The sequence below is a fragment of the Dickeya oryzae genome (assembly GCF_009372235.1).
Lineage (GTDB): Bacteria > Pseudomonadota > Gammaproteobacteria > Enterobacterales > Enterobacteriaceae > Dickeya > Dickeya oryzae.
In genome coordinates, this window is sequence record NZ_SULL01000016.1 from 111540 (window position 1) to 126959 (window position 15420).

A 15420-nucleotide genomic window follows, 5' to 3' on the forward strand; every position below is an offset into this window, starting at 1 on the left:
ATGATTCGGTTTGAGCAGGTCAGTAAGGCGTACCTCGGTGGTCGCCAGGCGTTGCAGGGGGTGGATTTTCATATCCGCCCGGCTGAAATGGTATTTCTGACCGGTCACTCTGGTGCGGGGAAAAGTACCCTGCTGAAGCTGATTTGCGGGATTGAGCGCCCCAGCGCGGGCCACATCCTGTTTGGTGGCCACGATATCAGCCGCCTGAAAAAACGTGAGGTGCCGTTTTTGCGTCGGCAGATCGGTATGATCTTTCAGGATCACCATTTGCTGATGGATCGCACGGTGTATGAAAACGTCGCTATGCCGCTGATTATCTCCGGTGCCAGCGCCGAGGATATCCGTCGCCGTGTGTCGGCGGCGCTGGATAAGGTCGGGCTGCTCGACAAGGCGCGCAGCTACCCGATTCAGCTCTCCGGCGGTGAACAACAGCGTGTCGGCATTGCCCGAGCGGTGGTGAATAAACCTGCCGTACTGCTGGCGGACGAACCGACCGGCAACCTGGATGACGCGCTCTCCGAAGGCATTCTGCGCTTGTTTGAAGAGTTTAACCGCGTGGGCGTCACCGTGTTGATGGCAACGCATGATACCGGGCTTATCGCCCGTCGCCATTATCGGGTGCTGACGCTGGCGCAAGGTCGCATGCTGGGAGGTCACGATGGCGAATAATACCCGCACGCAGCGAACCGCCAACAACACCAAATCCAAGTCCCGTGCTTTGCAAGGTGGCTGGCAGGAACAGTGGCGGTACGCCTGGGCTAACACCCTGAGCGATATGCTGCGTCAGCCGTTGGCTACGTTATTAACCATCATGGTGATCGCCATTTCACTGACACTGCCCAGCATCTGTTATCTGGTGTGGAAAAACGTCAGTCAGGCGGCGTCACAGTGGTATCCCACACCGCAATTGACGGTGTATCTGGACAAGTCGCTGGATGACAACGCCGCCGAAGCGGTGATTGGCAAAATCAAGGCGGAAGATGGCGTAGATAAGGTCAACTACCTGTCACGCAATGAAGCGATGGGCGAGTTCCGTAACTGGTCCGGTTTTGGCGGCGCGCTGGATATGCTGGAGGAAAATCCACTGCCGGCGGTGGCCATTGTCTCGCCGAAGCTGGGCTTCCAGTCTAACCAGACACTCACAACCTTGCGTGATCGTATCGCCGCTACTCAAGGGGTGGATGAAGTGCGCATGGATGACAGCTGGTTCTCCCGTCTGGTGGCGTTGACTGGGCTGGTGGGTCAGGTGGCAGCGACGATAGGCATTCTGATGGTGGTGGCGGTCTTTTTGGTGATCGGCAACAGTGTGCGGCTCAGTATTTTCAGCCGTCGTGAAACCATCAATGTGATGAAGCTTATCGGTGCGACGGACGGCTTTATTCTGCGGCCGTTCCTGCATGGCGGTGCGCTGCTGGGATTTTGCGGCGCGGTATTGTCGCTAATCCTGTCGCAGGCGCTGGTCTGGAAGTTGTCAGGGGCAGCGGCACAGGTAGCAGCGGTATTCGGCACCACCTTCACGGTACGCGGGTTGGGCTGGGATGAAGCGCTACTGCTGATTCTGGTCGCGGCGATGATTGGCTGGCTGGCGGCCTGGCTGGCAACGGTACAACATTTACGCCGTTTTACACCGCAATAACCTGTCTCGACGTCCAGCCTGATGGTTTTCTGGTATACTCTTCCCCCGAAGTGCGTGACGCCCGGCGGGGGAAGTGTGTAACTAAGATTGTTAGTTAGCTAAGACCGTTAGTTAACTAAAGTTGTGAGTGAGAGCCTTCCTTTCTTCGCTGTTCGCCAGCCTGCCTTTCACCGTGCTGCCATCTTGATATGAAAAATAAGATGGTTAAAAATGGTGGAACTTGTGCAGCTTGTCACACTCTAAACCGGTGGTAAGACCTAAATAGTGTTTAGGCGCAGCAAATCGATTTTTTAGGCACAGAAAGTGCAGCAATTACCGGTATGCTATCCGATGATGTGCAACGTTATGAATGATTAATGAGAGGGGTGGAATGACCAAAGATATGCAAACTTTCGCCTTAGTTCCCCAGGGCAGTCTGGAAGGGTACATCCGTGCCGCCAATGCCTATCCGATGCTGACGGCAGACGAAGAGCGGGCGCTGGCTGAACGACTGCATTATCACGGGGATCTGGACGCCGCCAAGCAGTTGATTCTTTCGCACCTGCGTTTTGTTATTCATGTTGCCCGTAATTATTCAGGGTATGGCCTGCCGCAGGCGGACCTGATTCAGGAAGGCAACATCGGCCTGATGAAGGCGGTACGTCGCTTTAACCCGGATGTCGGTGTTCGTCTGGTGTCGTTTGCCGTGCACTGGATCAAGGCCGAAATTCACGAGTATGTCTTGCGCAACTGGCGTATCGTCAAAGTGGCGACCACCAAAGCGCAGCGTAAGCTGTTCTTCAACCTGCGTAAGACCAAGCAGCGTTTAGGCTGGTTCAATCAGGATGAAGTGGAGCTGGTGGCGCGTGAGCTGGGTGTGACCAGCAAAGACGTCCGTGAAATGGAATCGCGTATGGCGGCGCAGGATATGACCTTTGATCCGTCGCCGGAAGATGATGCGCAGCCGGGCCAGCCGATGGCACCGATGCTCTACCTGCAGGATAAGTCGTCCGACTTTGCCGATGGCATCGAAGAGGACAACTGGGAAACCCATGCGGCAGACAAGTTGACCTATGCGCTGGAAGGGCTCGATGAGCGCAGCCAGCATATTATCCGTGCCCGCTGGCTGGACGATGATAATAAGTCCACGTTGCAGGAACTGGCGGATCATTACGGTGTGTCTGCTGAGCGTGTGCGTCAGCTAGAAAAGAACGCGATGAAGAAACTGCGAGCGGCTATCGAAGCATAACGCCGTGCTATTCGCAGACGATTCAACGTCTATACCCAAAATAATTCGAGTTGCAGGAAGGCGGCAAGAGAGTGAATCCCGATGAGCTTACTCAGGTAAGTGATTCGGGTGAGCGAACGCAGCCAACACACCTGCAACTTGAAGTATGATGGGTATAAACGACCGGGATAGTTCAAACTACCCGGTCGTTTTGTTTTATACCCGTATACCTGCAACCTGGATTATTTAGGGTATACACGCCAGGCTTTTTATCACGGGCACGCCACTACTTTCCTTCCTTGTTCACTTCCCTTCCTGATTGACAATATATTCCCAGCCGCCGGATACCGGATAGAAACCGCAGGATTGCATAAACTTATCCATCACGGCTTCACTGACCAGGGCATGGTCGGCGGCGTCCAGCCACCACTCTTTCACGTCAGGGCAGGCTTTTAGTACCTCTTCGAGCAGATACTTGCCGACACCATGCCGCCGGGTGGAGGTTCTGACTTGCAGGTCGGTTAACTCTGCGCTGTCGCTGTTGGTATCGATTTCGACAATCACCCCGGCCAGCAGGTGGTCGTTGAAGCGGGCGGCAAACAGGCGGTGATCATGGTTCAGGTCGCGCTCCAGTGCGTCGAAATTCTGGTGTGGCCAAATGAAAGCCAGGTCATGCCTGTCCTGTTCGCTGATTTTTGTGAGGCGTTCAACCGAGAGTCTCATACGCGGGTACTCCTGTTGATTCTTAAGAATATTGTAGTGATCCTGTAGAAAAAGGGTTGTGTAACTTTTTCTGTACGGTTAACAGGGGAAAAGGTTTTCCCGGCATTAATTTTTCGAGTAATTAATCATTCTTTGGTGTTAAAACCAGCATAACTGACTATTAATAAAGCAAAACTCAAATTTTAAAGGTGATATTTTATGCTGTTCGCACCGTGTTTTACTGAGAATTACAGTTGATTTACAGCATAAAACTCCTGTTTAATATTATGAATAATAAAGCCTTATTACAAACTATTGCTTATAGTAGAGTCTAACTCGTTATTCCGTATGAAAAAGTGCGAACAATAACGGTTAACGACAATAATTATAGCAATATCCAAAAATGACAGATGGGGTAAAACGGATGAAATTAAGCAAAGGTAACGCATTACTGGTGGGGTGCCTGGCAGCGGCAATGAGCCATGCGGTAAACGCGGCGGATATCAAAGTCGCGATCGTCGGTGCCATGTCTGGCCCGGTAGCGCAGTACGGTGATATGGAGTTTACCGGTGCGCGTCAGGCTATTGCCGACATTAACGCCAAAGGCGGCGTGAACGGTAACAAACTGGTGGGTGTGGAATTCGATGACGCGTGCGACCCGAAACAGGCCGTTGCTGTCGCCAACAAGGTGATTAACGAAGGTATTCACTATGTGATTGGTCACCTGTGTTCGTCGTCCACTCAGCCTGCATCTGACATTTACGAAGATGAAGGCGTGCTGATGATTACACCGGCTGCGACCGCACCGGACCTGACCACCCGTGGCTACAAGCTGATTATGCGTACCACCGGTCTGGATTCCGATCAGGGGCCGACCGCCGCGAAATATATTCTGGAGCACGTTAAACCGCAGCGCATCGCCGTGGTGCACGACAAACAGCAGTATGGCGAAGGCCTGGCTCGTGCCGTGCAGGATAGCCTGAAAAAAGCCAATGCGAATGTGGTGCTGTTCGAAGGGATCACCGCCGGGGATAAAGACTTCTCCACGCTGGTGGCGCGCCTGAAGAAAGAAAACGTCGATTTTGTCTACTTTGGCGGTTACTACCCGGAAATGGGGCAGATCTTACGCCAGGCTCGTGCCGCTGGCCTAACGACCAAGTTTATGGGCCCGGAAGGTGTGGGTAACTCGTCGCTGTCCAACATCGCGGGCGAAGCCTCTCAAGGCATGTTGGTCACCTTGCCTAAGCGTTATGACCAGGTGCCGACCAACCAGCCGATCGTTGACGCGCTGAAAGCCAAAAAACTGGATCCGACCGGTCCGTTCGTGTGGACGACCTATGCCGCGTTGCAGTCGCTGAGTACGGCAATGCAGCGTACTGGCAGCACCGAGCCTGCCAAGCTGGCCGCTGACCTGAAAGCCAAGTCGGTAGACACGGTGATGGGCCCGCTGAGCTGGGACGAAAAAGGCGACCTGAAAGGGTTTGAATTTGGCGTATTCGAGTGGCACGCAGACGGTACTTCCTCTCCGGCGAAGTAATTAACCGAACCCGTATTACTCCCAATACCGATGCCCCCTCAGTAGTCAGGCTGCGGGGGCAATGTCTAAGGTTAAGGTATGTCAGAGCAGTTCCTCTATTTCTTTCAGCAGATGTTCAACGGCGTGACGTTGGGCAGCACCTATGCGCTGATTGCCATTGGCTACACCATGGTTTACGGCATTATCGGCATGATTAACTTCGCCCACGGCGAGGTGTACATGATCGGTAGTTATGTTTCTTTTATCGTGATTGCGGCGTTGATGATGATGGGCATCGACGCTGGCTGGCTATTGATTGGCGTCGCGTTTATCGCGGCGGTGGTGATCTCCAGCGCCTATGGCTGGAGTATCGAGCGTGTGGCTTATAAGCCGGTGCGCAATTCCAAACGTCTGATCGCACTGATTTCTGCCATCGGGATGTCGATTTTCCTGCAGAACTACGTCAGTTTGATGCAGGGGTCGCGTGATGTGGCGTTGCCGAGCCTTATCCAGGGCCAGTGGGTGTTGGGTGAAAGCAACGGCTTTGCCGCGACGCTCTCTGCCATGCAGCTGACTATCTGGGTCGTCACCTTTCTGGCGATGCTGGCACTGACGCTGTTTATCCGCTACTCCCGTATGGGGCGCGCTTGCCGTGCCTGTGCGGAAGACCTGAAAATGGCGAGCCTGCTCGGTATCAGTACTGACCGTGTTATCTCGCTGACTTTCGTTATCGGTGCCGCGATGGCGGCGGTGGCCGGGGTGCTGTTGGGCCAGTTCTATGGCGTGATTAACCCCTATATCGGCTTTATGGCGGGTATGAAAGCGTTTACCGCCGCTGTGCTGGGCGGTATCGGCAGTATTCCGGGGGCGATGATCGGCGGCCTGATTCTCGGCATTGCCGAGTCGCTGACGTCTGCCTACCTCAGTACCGAATATAAAGATGTGGTCTCCTTTGCGCTGTTGATCGTGGTGCTGCTGGTGATGCCGACCGGGATTCTGGGCCGTCCGGAGGTGGAAAAGGTATGAAACTGCACACGCTGGTTAATGCCGTGGTCTCAGCGCTGGTACTGCTGGTACTGGCGACATTCCTGATGGGGATGCAACTGAGTCTCGATGGAACCCGTCTGGTGGTACACGGAGCGGAAAAAGTACGCTGGATGTGGATTATCGCTGCCTGCGCGCTGGTGTTCCTGTTTCAATTACTGCGTCCTGCCCTGGCGCAAGGGGCGAAGAAAGTCTCTGGCCCCGGTTTTGTGCTGCCGAGCTTTGACGGCAGCACGCCACGGCAAAAACTGCTGGCGCTGGCGTTGGTTATCGCCGCCGTCGTCTGGCCGTTCGTGGTGTCGCGCGGGACGGTGGATATCGCCACGCTGACCATGATTTACATCATTTTGGGCCTTGGCCTGAACGTGGTGGTGGGGTTGTCTGGTCTGCTGGTGCTGGGTTACGGCGGTTTCTACGCCATCGGCGCTTACACCTACGCGCTGCTGAGCCATTATTATGGCCTCGGTTTCTGGCAGTGCCTGCCGCTGGCAGGGCTGACGGCAGCGTTGTCCGGTTTCCTGCTCGGGTTCCCGGTACTGCGCTTGCGCGGTGACTATCTGGCGATCGTCACCCTCGGGTTTGGCGAGATTGTGCGTATCCTGCTGCTCAACAATACCGGTTTTACCGGTGGGCCGAACGGCATCAGCCAGATTCCGAAGCCGACGCTCTTCGGTCTGGAGTTTAACCGTACTGCGCAAGGCGGTTGGGATACGTTCCATCACTTCTTTGGCCTGCGCTACGACCCTAGCGACCGCATCATCTTCCTGTACATGGTGGCATTGTTGCTGGTGGTGTTGACGTTGTTTGTCATCAACCGCTTGCTGCGCATGCCGCTGGGCCGGGCCTGGGAAGCGCTGCGTGAAGATGAAATTGCCTGCCGTTCGCTGGGGCTGAGTCCCACCAAGATCAAACTGACGGCGTTTACCATCAGTGCGGCATTTGCGGGTTTCGCCGGTACGCTGTTTGCTGCTCGCCAGGGCTTTGTCAGCCCGGAATCCTTCACCTTTGTGGAGTCGGCGTTTGTGCTGGCTATCGTGGTGCTGGGTGGGATGGGCTCGCAGTTTGCGGTGATTCTGGCGGCCATCCTGCTGGTGGTATCGCGTGAGCTGATGCGTGACCTGAATGAGTACAGCATGTTGGTGCTGGGTGCGCTGATGGTACTGATGATGATTTGGCGGCCACAAGGGCTGTTACCGATGAAGCGTCCGCAGATAAAGCTGCAGGTTGGTAAGGTTGAGAAGAAGGAAGAGCAGGCATGAGCACGCAGCCATTATTGTCGGTCCGGGGCCTGATGATGCGCTTCGGCGGCCTGCTGGCGGTCAACAACGTCGAGCTGGATTTGCATCAGGGCGAAATAGTGTCGTTGATAGGCCCCAACGGTGCCGGTAAAACCACGGTATTCAACTGCCTGACCGGTTTCTATCGCCCGACTGGCGGCACCATTGTGCTGCGGGACCAGCATCTGGAAGGCTTGCCGGGACAGCAAATAGCCCGTATGGGGGTGGTGCGCACTTTCCAGCATGTGCGTCTTTTTCGCGAAATGACCGTGATTGAGAACCTGCTGGTCGCCCAACATCAGCACCTCAAAAGCGGGGTGTTCGCTGGCCTGTTAAAGACACCGGCGTTTCGCCGTGCCGAAGCGGATGCCCAGCAGCGAGCCGCCGTCTGGCTGGAGCGCGTGGGGTTGCTGGAACTGGCGAATCGTCAGGCGGGAAATCTGGCGTATGGTCAGCAGCGCAGGCTGGAGATCGCCCGCTGCATGGTGACCCGCCCGGAACTGCTGATGCTGGATGAACCCGCTGCCGGTCTGAACCCGAAAGAAACGGAAGAGCTTAACGAGCTGATTATCGACCTGCGCGGCAATCATCAGGTTTCCGTGCTGTTGATTGAACATGATATGAAGCTGGTGATGGGGATTTCTGACCGGATTTACGTGGTGAATCAGGGGACGCCGCTGGCAAACGGTACCCCGGCTGAAATTCGTAACAACCCGGATGTTATCCGTGCATATCTGGGTGAAGGATAAAACGTTATGTTGTCATTGAATCAGGTTTCTGCGCACTACGGCAAAATTCAGGCGTTGCATCAGGTCAGCCTGCATATCAATCAGGGTGAGATCGTGACGCTGATTGGCGCTAACGGTGCGGGTAAAACCACCCTGTTGGGCACACTGTGCGGTGAGCCGCGTGCCTCGCAAGGGTCTATCGTGTTCGACGGCAAAGACATTACCGACTGGCAGACGGCGCGCATTATGCGTGAAGCTATCGCTATCGTGCCGGAAGGCCGTCGGGTGTTTTCCCGCATGACGGTAGAAGAGAATCTGGCGATGGGTGGGTTCTTCGCCAGCCGTGAACAGTATCAGGAGCGCATTGCGCGTGTGTATGACCTGTTCCCTCGGTTGTTTGAGCGTCGTGCTCAGCGTGCCGGGACCATGTCCGGCGGTGAACAGCAAATGTTGGCTATCGGCCGTGCGCTGATGAGCCAGCCGCGTTTGTTGTTGCTGGACGAGCCCTCGTTGGGCCTGGCACCGATCATCATTTTGCAGATTTTCGACACCATCCAGCAGTTGCGCGAAGAAGGCATGACCATCTTCCTGGTGGAGCAGAATGCCAATCAGGCGCTGCGTTTGGCGGACCGTGGCTATGTGCTGGAAAACGGCCGAGTGGTGTTGGAAGACACCGGTGATGCTTTGTTAGCTAACGAAGCCGTGCGTTCTGCCTACCTTGGTGGTTAAATTACTGTTCACGTGAGACACCTCATCGGGCCGGGTTTTACCGGCCCGTTTTTCTACCATCTTTTTAAAAAAATAAGTGAGATTTAACATGTCAACGGATGGGTTACTGGCGCAGCGCATGGCGCGCCTGAAAAGCTCCGCGATTCGTGAATTGCTCAAGCACAGCAAAATGGACGGCGTGATTTCGTTGGCGGGCGGCATTCCTTCTGATGCGTTATTTGATTTCCAGGGACTGAATGAAGCAACTCAACGGGCGATTACCGAGCAGCCAAAATCGGCGTTTCAGTATGGCCTGACCGAAGGCAGCCCGTTGTTGCGTGAGCGTATCGCTGAACTGTGTGCGCTGCGTGGTGTACAAACGCAGGCGCAGGACATTGTAGTGACGGCCGGTTCCCAGCAGGCGTTGGATCTGGTGATGCGTGCCACCGCCAACCCGCAAGATATCTTTGTGGTAGAGCGCCCGACCTATCTGGCGGCACTGCAAACGCTGCAACTGGCAGAAGCGCAGGTGATGTCGGTATCGTCTGACGAAAACGGCATGGTGGTGGAGGAGCTGGCAGCACTGCTCGAAACCACGCGTATCAAAGGTGTCTATCTGGTACCGAATTTCGGTAACCCGAGCGGCGTTACCCTGAGCGCAGACCGTCGCCGTCAACTGGTGGCGCTGGCCGCCCGTCACGATTTCCTGATCGTAGAAGACGACCCGTATGGCGAGTTGCGTTTCACCGAGGAACGCCATGCCACGATTTACCAGTTGGCGAAAGAAGCCGGTCATGCCGACCGCGTGGTCTATACCTCGTCGTTTTCCAAAATTCTGGCACCGGGGCTGCGTTTAGGCTGGGCGATTCTGCCGGAATGGCTGCTGCATAACGTGGCGATTATCAAACAGGCCGCCGACCTGCACGCCAGCTCATTGTCCCAGACTATCGTGGAGTTCTATCTGGGAAGTGGGCGCTTACCTGCACAGATCGATACCATCCGTCAGGCTTATCGCCGCAAAGGTGAACTGTTGTCTGAATTGATGGCGCATGAACTGGGCGATGTGATGAGCTTCAACCAGCCGAAAGGCGGCATGTTCCTGTGGGCGCGTTTCCGTCAGCCGTTTGATACCACCGCCTGGCTGCAGAAAACACTGGCGCAGGGTGTGGTGTTCGTGCCCGGCGAGTTCTTCTTTGCCGATAAACCGGACCAGTCCACGCTGCGTTTGTCGTTCGCTACGGCCACCGAAGAACAGATGCATGAAGCGGTGGCGCGTTTGCGCCGTGCGCTGTAAGCCGCATCAGGCTGGATACATTACCGGCACGCTATAGATATCGGTCACACCACAGAGGGGACGTGCTACACGTCCCCTCTGTATAGGTAGTACTGCTATGTATGACTGTGCATCACGGTATCAATGCATAACCAGACGGCGCTCGATGGGGGCATCGGCAATGTTAACCGGGTCGTTCATATCCAGCCGTTTGCGTGAAATAGTTTCTTCCACTACAAACACTTTGATCACGTCCACCAGATGGGCTGCTTGCTGGTTCAGGCTATCGGTCGCGGTGGCCGATTCCTCTACCAGCGCCGCATTTTGGTGGGTGACCTGATCCAACTGCGCCACTGCGGTGTTGATTTGCGAGATCCCCAGTTGCTGTTCACTGGTCGAAATACCTATCTCATTGATCAGTTCAGCAACCTGCTTGGTCTGTTGCAGGATATCGCTCATGGTGCTGCCTGCATGGGTGACCAAATCAGCCCCGGTTTCAATTTTTTGTACACTCTCCGTAATCAGGGTTTTAATGTCGTGTGCCGCGCTGGCGGCGTGCTGTGCCAGCGAGCGAACTTCACTGGCGACCACGGCGAACCCTTTCCCTTCTTCCCCGGCGCGGGCGGCTTCTACCCCGGCATTAAGCGCCAGGATATTGGTCTGGAAAGCAATGCTGTCGATAAGCTGGATAATATCAACAATCTTCTGGGAACTGCTGTTGATGTCGTTCATCACGCTGATGACATTGTTGACCACGTCATTGCCTTTATCGGCAGTACTGTTGGCGTTGTTGGCAAGCTCTGTCACGTGATGGACGATTTCTACGTTATGGCTGACCGCGTTGCTGATTTGCTCCATGGACGCGGCGGTTTGTTGCAGGCTGGCGGCCTGTTCTTCGGTACGCTGGCTAAGATCGTTGGTTCCGCTGGCGATTTCGCTGGTTCCCATCGCGATCGCATAGCTACTCTGGCGCACCTGATCGACGATGTGGCTCAGGCTGCGGCGCATCATCTCAAGGGCAGCCAATAGACTGTGATTGTCGTTTTTCTGTAGCGGTATCGCCAGCGACAGGTTGCCTTGTGCGATTTGCCGGGCAATACGCGCGGCTTCTGCCGGTTCACCCCCGAGGGTGCCTTTGACATGACGGGTAATCAACCAGGAGATCAGCGCTCCGATCAGCATGGCCACAATCGCCAGAATAAACATGGTATTACCGGCACTGTCTGACAGATTTTCAGCATCATCAGCCAGATCGGTGGTGGCGGTTTTCTGATAGGTGACGATGTCATCAATGGCCGCAATCAGCTTGTCCTGCGCGGGTTGCATTTCGTTGATGATGACATTGCGGGCTTCCTCATTACGATTAGATTGCGCCAGTGCGATGGCTTTGCTCAGGGCGGCGACAGCTTCGGGACGGACAGTGGCCAGGTTATTTATCAGTTGCTGACCGGTTGGGTCACTGGACATTGCTTTTAATTTATTGATGATCGCTGCATTTTTTTCCACGTTCTCATCGATTTTCTTTCTCTCCTGACTCATCTTGGTGACATCGGTCAGCATAACCATATTGCGCACGGAATTGGTTACGACGATCATATTATCCTTATAGGATTGTATGAGTAGCAATTTAACGATACGATTCTGGGAAAGTAACTGAATATCTGAGCTTAATTCGCGTAATTGTATTTTACCGAATGTAGCGACGAGAAATCCGATAATAATAACGACAGCAAAACCTGCGCCAATCATCGTATTGAGTTTCATGTGCTTTAATTTGTCCATATTTCCGTGCCTGTGTGTCGATGTCTTCGTTCACATGGGTGATGCAAAGAACGGGTGCCAGAAAATAAGGAATATCATCACCTTGTCATGATGACTGGCCGATTGATATACCTGCCATAGTGTCGTGCAACTGCATTTTTACATTGATATTCAATGTGTAACCTATCGCTGGAAAATAAAAACACTAAGCCTTCTCATTTCATTGGATTGGCCCAGATATCTTATTATTTTGTATAAAGTTATCTGTACGGCGTATATTCAAAAAATATCGCAGTACGGTTTTATCCAGCAAGGGTCTATTATCTGGTGTCGGGCTATAACACCGTCGGCAGGTGTATAAAAAGAAAATTGAACAACATATCGTTGGTTGATGCCAGTCCGGCAGATGATGTCTTCCGTGGTAACGCTTACTAGGCCGACACTATCAATATGGAAGCAAAATGAGGGTTTGTCTATAAAGGGCAATATTTATTTTTTTATTAAACTTCATTGGTGTGATTATTTTTATATTAATTCATTTTATTGCGAATGGATTAGGCATAATTTATTGTTATTAATACCGTCTTTTTTCGCCTGTCTATCATATCGCTGTATAGCAGGGTAATGAGAAATGCTTTTGCCTGACGACGGTGTGGTGGTGAAGACGTACATGGCCTAAAGACTGTGGGTGTGGTGCCGTTATGTTTCAATATGTGTCAGAAAAATGTGGCCCGATGGTGTGGGAACACCTCATGCTTCATTTTTGCTGATGAGTGATGACCGGCGCTGCATAGGACTTCGAATGACTTCTCCACTTTCTTTCAACCGTTCTGCCACAGGTACGCCAACGCAGAATGTCAGGACCAATAGTGACGCCAGTACGGCGCAAACCAGCACCGAAACCGAGACATCCCGCGAGCAGCCATCGTTGACGTCTGTGATGGTGCAATTCAGCGACGAGGTTCGTAAACGTATTGATGCCGCCATGCGGGTCAATATGAACAAGCTCAACAGTGCCGACCAGGACCTGGCGCGCGGGCGTATTGAACAAATCAAACGGCGCATCCAGATGCTGAAGATGATGTTGCTGTCGCTGGCTGGCCAGTCGGTGCCTCCCGGTGTACTACGCGAGCTTCGCCAGTTGGCCGCAGAGCTGGGACAGGCGGCGAAAACACTGAGCGGAGGCAGCGGCGGGGCGGCTACCGGCTCGGCGGGAGGGGAAAATCAGTCTGGCGTGGCAGCAGAAAGCGGTGGTGGTGCATTGTCCACAGCCACAGCCACAGCCACAGCCACAGCCACAGCCACAGCCACAGCCACAGCCACAGCCACAGCAGCAACCACCACCTCTGCCGCTGGTGACAGTGCCTCTGCTGAATCGCCGACTCTGGGCGCGGGGGAGCGTACTGCGGGCGTGCCATCGACGGCAAAAAGTGGTGAGGGCGACGCGTCTGCACGGGAAGCGAAACAATGGCAGGACGTGGCTGCTGCGTTTATTGAGCGCAGTGCCGGTTCAACGCAGCGGCGGGCAGATGCGAAGTCAATACAGGATGCCGTTCGTGAGCTGAAATCGTTACTCTCGATGGCGAAAAATGCCAGCCGACATGACGATGACGAAGCCCAAAAGCAGATTAAGGCGATCAATCGCGCTGTTGCCGATATCGAGAAGACGGTGCAGTCGATGAACATGACGGGAGGGGCGGATATCAGTGCCGATCTGTCTGTCGGCCCGGCGGGCAATGTCTCGATTGATGTGCAGGTCTGAGCGTCACACAGCAGCATGATTCGGGGAGTCGGGCCAGTCTCCTTCTCCCCGAATAGGTGATTAACCGCTGCTGATGCCGTGGTTATCGTGACGCTAATGTCAGAGGCAAGGCGACGTTGTCAGGCGATGGGCGTCGGGTCTGGCCAGCATGACTGACCAGGATGAACACATTCACCAACTGCACCAGATGGCTAGCCTGGGCGTTCAGGCTTTCCGCCGCGCTGGCGGATTGTTCTACCAGCGCGGCGTTTTGCTGGGTAACCTGGTCGAGCTGGCTGACAGCCTGATGAATCTGGCCGATGCCGGATTCCTGCTCACCGGTGGTGACCCCAATCTCATTAATTAATTCAGCAACATGACGCGCCTGAGAGACGATCTCCCCCATCGTGACACCGGCATGGCTGATACGACGAGAGCCGCTTTCTACTTTCTCCATGCTTTCGGTGATCAATGCCTTGATTTCCCGGGCGGCGGACGCGGAACGTTGCGCCAGTGAGCGTACTTCTCCGGCTACTACCGCAAAGCCACGGCCTTGCTCACCGGCACGGGCGGCTTCCACCGCGGCGTTCAGTGCCAGAATATTGGTCTGGAAGGCAATACTGTCGATGACGCTGATGATATCGCCGATTTTTTGTGAGCTGCTGGTGATCTCTTGCATGGTGCAAATCACGTCGCTCACCACCTCACTGCCTTTGGTGGCCGTCTGGCTGGCGGTGGTGGCCAGCAGGGCGGCTTCGCGCACGGTTTCGCCGTTTTGATGAATCGTCTGGCTCATCTGCTCCATCGACGCGGCGGTTTGTTGCAGGCTGGCGGCTTGCTCTTCGGTACGCTGGCTGAGGTCTGCGTTGCCGATGGCGATTTGTTGCGACCCGCTGGCGATAGACTCGCTGCTCTGGCGTACCTGACTGACGATGTGACTGAGGTTGTCGCGCATGGTATGCATGGCGGCCAGCAGGCTGTACTGGTCGTTGGCGTGTAACTGCACCTCTACCGCCAGGTTGCCTTGTGCCACCTGTTGGGCAATATGTGAGGCATAGGCTGGCTCACCGCCCAGTTGCCCTTTCACCTGACGGGTAATCAGCCAGGCGACCAGTACACCCAACAATGCACTGATGGCGGTGACTATCAACAACAGGCTACCGGCGTCGCGGGCATCCGCCATGAAATGCTGGGACATCTCGACCGTGTCATTCTTGTGTTCCGTTATCATGGTATCCATCACGTTGAACAGCGTGGACTGCGCGCTCAATAGCTCACCCAGAATTAACGCGCGGGCCTGTTCTTGCTGGCCGTTCATGCTCAGTTCCATGACTTTTCGTACCGCATTGGAATAAGGCGGACGTGCCTGATTGAGTTGCGTCAGCAATTCCCGTGACTTTTTCAGCTTCAGTTTTTCATCCAGCAACCTGAGCAGACTGTTATTCCGTTCGATAAGTGTGTCGAGTCGGCGCTTTTCCTGCGTGAGAAGCGTGGTGTCAGTTTGTATTGCGCTTTCCCGAATAATTCGGGCTGCGGCATTGAAGTTATCTTTAATTTCCTGCATGGCAATCAGGTTATTCAGGCGAATATTGGACAGGTAATCCAGATTATTGCCCACATGAATCAACTGGCTGCGCCCGAAAATGGCTACGGTAAAACCGATCAGAATGACCAGTATAAAACCGGATCCGAGCATAGTGCCGAGCTTCATATTTTTTAGTATCTGCATCGTGTGCCTTATTTTATTTTGGTGTTGCCGTCATGCATGAATATGCATTCCCTGGAGTGAAACAAAAGCGCGTATAGCCGTCATACTTCCGGTGGCAG

At 54.3% G+C, this 15420-nt stretch carries 13 protein-coding genes; 10 read left to right on the top strand and 3 right to left on the bottom strand.

Annotated elements, in window-relative coordinates:
* The 3 genes from ftsE (at position 1) to rpoH (ending at position 2864) form a co-directional block, all read left to right on the top strand.
* Positions 1-669: a cell division ATP-binding protein FtsE gene (gene ftsE / locus FAZ14_RS17470; RefSeq protein WP_012886636.1), complete on the top strand. Its 669-nt coding sequence runs from the start codon at positions 1-3 to the stop codon at positions 667-669.
* Positions 659-1636, top strand: a complete 978-nt coding sequence (gene ftsX, locus FAZ14_RS17475) for a permease-like cell division protein FtsX (RefSeq protein ID WP_016942785.1) — start codon at positions 659-661, stop codon at positions 1634-1636. The genes ftsE and ftsX overlap by 11 nt, the downstream gene beginning before the upstream one ends.
* 370 nt (positions 1637-2006) lie before the next feature.
* Entirely contained in the window at positions 2007-2864 is an 858-nt protein-coding gene (gene rpoH / locus FAZ14_RS17480) for an RNA polymerase sigma factor RpoH (protein WP_012886634.1), read from the top strand.
* A 282-nt stretch (positions 2865-3146) separates the two neighbouring features.
* On the opposite strand, the gene panM is transcribed toward rpoH, so the two are convergent.
* Complete coding sequence (gene panM, locus FAZ14_RS17485; protein ID WP_016942787.1) at positions 3147-3566, bottom strand: aspartate 1-decarboxylase autocleavage activator PanM; 420 nt, start codon at positions 3564-3566, stop codon at positions 3147-3149.
* 403 nt (positions 3567-3969) lie between these two features.
* On the opposite strand from panM, the gene FAZ14_RS17490 reads away from it, so the two are divergent.
* The 6 genes from FAZ14_RS17490 to FAZ14_RS17515 all read left to right on the top strand — a co-directional run bounded on the left by FAZ14_RS17490 (position 3970) and on the right by FAZ14_RS17515 (position 10112).
* Positions 3970-5082: a branched-chain amino acid ABC transporter substrate-binding protein gene (locus FAZ14_RS17490; protein ID WP_153508945.1), complete on the top strand. Its 1113-nt coding sequence runs from the start codon at positions 3970-3972 to the stop codon at positions 5080-5082.
* A gap of 78 nt (positions 5083-5160) precedes the next feature.
* Positions 5161-6087, top strand: coding sequence for a high-affinity branched-chain amino acid ABC transporter permease LivH (gene livH / locus FAZ14_RS17495; RefSeq protein WP_012886631.1), 927 nt, complete (start codon positions 5161-5163; stop codon positions 6085-6087).
* A complete protein-coding gene (locus tag FAZ14_RS17500) occupies positions 6084-7364 on the top strand; it encodes a high-affinity branched-chain amino acid ABC transporter permease LivM (protein ID WP_016942789.1) in 1281 nt (426 codons plus the stop codon). The genes livH and FAZ14_RS17500 overlap by 4 nt, the downstream gene beginning before the upstream one ends.
* Positions 7361-8131 carry a high-affinity branched-chain amino acid ABC transporter ATP-binding protein LivG gene (gene livG, locus FAZ14_RS17505; RefSeq protein WP_012886629.1) on the top strand — a complete coding sequence of 257 codons (771 nt, stop codon included), beginning with the start codon at positions 7361-7363 and terminating at the stop codon, positions 8129-8131. Before FAZ14_RS17500 ends, livG begins: the two co-directional genes overlap by 4 nt.
* A 6-nt stretch (positions 8132-8137) precedes the next feature.
* Positions 8138-8839, top strand: a complete 702-nt coding sequence (gene livF / locus FAZ14_RS17510) for a high-affinity branched-chain amino acid ABC transporter ATP-binding protein LivF (RefSeq protein WP_016942790.1) — start codon at positions 8138-8140, stop codon at positions 8837-8839.
* Positions 8840-8927: 88 nt separating this feature from the next.
* On the top strand, positions 8928-10112 hold the full coding sequence (locus FAZ14_RS17515) for an aminotransferase-like domain-containing protein (RefSeq protein WP_153508946.1): 1185 nt from the start codon (positions 8928-8930) through the stop codon (positions 10110-10112).
* Positions 10113-10232: 120 nt separating this feature from the next.
* Here FAZ14_RS17515 and FAZ14_RS17520 read toward each other — a convergent pair whose 3' ends face one another.
* The gene (locus FAZ14_RS17520; RefSeq protein ID WP_153508947.1) at positions 10233-11873 is read right to left on the bottom strand and encodes a methyl-accepting chemotaxis protein; all 1641 of its coding nucleotides are present in this window, start codon (positions 11871-11873) and stop codon (positions 10233-10235) included.
* A gap of 781 nt (positions 11874-12654) precedes the next feature.
* On the opposite strand from FAZ14_RS17520, the gene FAZ14_RS17525 reads away from it, so the two are divergent.
* Positions 12655-13614, top strand: a complete 960-nt coding sequence (locus FAZ14_RS17525) for a cell envelope biogenesis protein TolA (protein ID WP_153508948.1) — start codon at positions 12655-12657, stop codon at positions 13612-13614.
* Between the two features lie 82 nt (positions 13615-13696).
* On the opposite strand, the gene FAZ14_RS17530 is transcribed toward FAZ14_RS17525, so the two are convergent.
* Positions 13697-15322 carry a methyl-accepting chemotaxis protein gene (locus tag FAZ14_RS17530; RefSeq protein ID WP_153508949.1) on the bottom strand — a complete coding sequence of 542 codons (1626 nt, stop codon included), beginning with the start codon at positions 15320-15322 and terminating at the stop codon, positions 13697-13699.
* Positions 15323-15420 lie beyond the last annotated feature (98 nt).

Coding starts and splice junctions, on each gene's coding strand:
- ftsE (WP_012886636.1), top strand. CDS start 1: ATGATTCGGTTTGAGCAGGTCAGTAAGGCGTACCTCGGTGGTCGCCAG.
- ftsX (WP_016942785.1), top strand. CDS start 659: ATGGCGAATAATACCCGCACGCAGCGAACCGCCAACAACACCAAATCC.
- rpoH (WP_012886634.1), top strand. CDS start 2,007: ATGACCAAAGATATGCAAACTTTCGCCTTAGTTCCCCAGGGCAGTCTG.
- panM (WP_016942787.1), bottom strand. CDS start 3,566: ATGAGACTCTCGGTTGAACGCCTCACAAAAATCAGCGAACAGGACAGG.
- FAZ14_RS17490 (WP_153508945.1), top strand. CDS start 3,970: ATGAAATTAAGCAAAGGTAACGCATTACTGGTGGGGTGCCTGGCAGCG.
- livH (WP_012886631.1), top strand. CDS start 5,161: ATGTCAGAGCAGTTCCTCTATTTCTTTCAGCAGATGTTCAACGGCGTG.
- FAZ14_RS17500 (WP_016942789.1), top strand. CDS start 6,084: ATGAAACTGCACACGCTGGTTAATGCCGTGGTCTCAGCGCTGGTACTG.
- livG (WP_012886629.1), top strand. CDS start 7,361: ATGAGCACGCAGCCATTATTGTCGGTCCGGGGCCTGATGATGCGCTTC.
- livF (WP_016942790.1), top strand. CDS start 8,138: ATGTTGTCATTGAATCAGGTTTCTGCGCACTACGGCAAAATTCAGGCG.
- FAZ14_RS17515 (WP_153508946.1), top strand. CDS start 8,928: ATGTCAACGGATGGGTTACTGGCGCAGCGCATGGCGCGCCTGAAAAGC.
- FAZ14_RS17520 (WP_153508947.1), bottom strand. CDS start 11,873: ATGGACAAATTAAAGCACATGAAACTCAATACGATGATTGGCGCAGGT.
- FAZ14_RS17525 (WP_153508948.1), top strand. CDS start 12,655: ATGACTTCTCCACTTTCTTTCAACCGTTCTGCCACAGGTACGCCAACG.
- FAZ14_RS17530 (WP_153508949.1), bottom strand. CDS start 15,322: ATGCAGATACTAAAAAATATGAAGCTCGGCACTATGCTCGGATCCGGT.